Below are 1,121 nucleotides of genomic sequence, written 5' to 3'. Positions count from 1 at the left end.
GCCATCGGCGGCTGCTACCTGATCCGGCTGCTCACCAAGGAGGTGCGGCGAGCGTGACCACGCGCCTGACCGCGAGGGACCTGACGCTGCGCTACGGCGACCGGGTGGTGTCCACGCGGCTGGACCTCGACATCCCCGACGGCGCGTTCACCGCCATCGTCGGCCCCAACGCCTGCGGCAAGTCGACCCTGCTGCGCGCCTTCGTGCGGCTGCTGCGCCCGACCGACGGGCAGGTGCTGTTCGACGAGCGCGAGGTGGGCGCCTACCAGACCAAGGCGCTGGCCCGCGACCTCGGCTTCCTGCCGCAGGACCCGGTGGCACCCGACGACATCCGCGTCCGGCAGCTCGTCGCGCGCGGCCGGTTCCCGCACCAGTCGCTGCTGTCGACGTGGTCGGAGCGCGACGAGGCCGCCGTCGTCGAGGCGATGGCCGCCGCCGGTGTCGCCGAACTCGCGGACCGGCCGGTGCAGGAGCTGTCCGGCGGTCAGCGGCAGCGCGTGTGGGTGGCGGTCGTGCTGGCCCAGCAGACGCCCTACCTGCTGCTGGACGAGCCCACGTCGTTCCTCGACATCGCCCACCAGTACCAGCTGCTCGCGCTGCTGGCGCGGCTGCGCGACGAGGGCCGCACGATCATCGCCGTGCTGCACGACATCAACCAGGCCTGCCGGTACGCCGACCACCTGGTCGCCATGCGGGACGGCCGGGTCGTCGCCCAGGGCAGCGCCGCCGAGATCGTGGACGCCGCCCTGATCGAGGACGTCTTCGACCTGCCCAGCGTCGTCGTGCCCGACCCGGTGACCGGCACACCCATGGTCGTGCCTGCGCTCTGAGCGCGGCACACCCCCGATTCCAGGAGCACGAGTTGAGCACTGCCCACGCCCAGCGCCCGACGACCGCGGACGTGCCACCGGCCGCCGCGGTCCTCGACCTGACCAGCGCCCAACTGGGCATCTGGAACGCGCAGCGGCTCGAACCCGACTCGCCCTACTACGTCGTCGGTGACGTCGTGGAGATCACCGGGGAGGAACCGCCCCTTTCTCGTGCAGGTCTCCGAGCAGCGCCGACCCGTCCGGGCAGCGGTCACGACCACAGGTTGTCGAACACGGCTGACAAGCCGCTGA

At 72.2% G+C, this 1,121-nt stretch carries 2 protein-coding genes; both read left to right on the top strand.

Annotation, left to right across the window (positions count from 1 at the left end):
- Positions 1-53: 53 nt before the first annotated feature.
- Entirely contained in the window at positions 54-830 is a 777-nt protein-coding gene (locus AB0G02_RS41710) for an ABC transporter ATP-binding protein (RefSeq protein WP_360806560.1), read from the top strand.
- Between the two features lie 32 nt (positions 831-862).
- A partial coding sequence (locus tag AB0G02_RS41705; protein ID WP_360806557.1) for a hypothetical protein occupies positions 863-1,121 on the top strand: 259 nt, incomplete at its 3' end.

It is taken from the genome of Actinosynnema sp. NPDC023658, assembly GCF_040639995.1.
Taxonomy (GTDB): Bacteria; Actinomycetota; Actinomycetes; order Mycobacteriales; family Pseudonocardiaceae; genus Actinosynnema.
The sequence above is the reverse complement of the archived record's forward strand: the minus strand, read 5'-3'. Positions and strand labels throughout refer to the sequence as shown.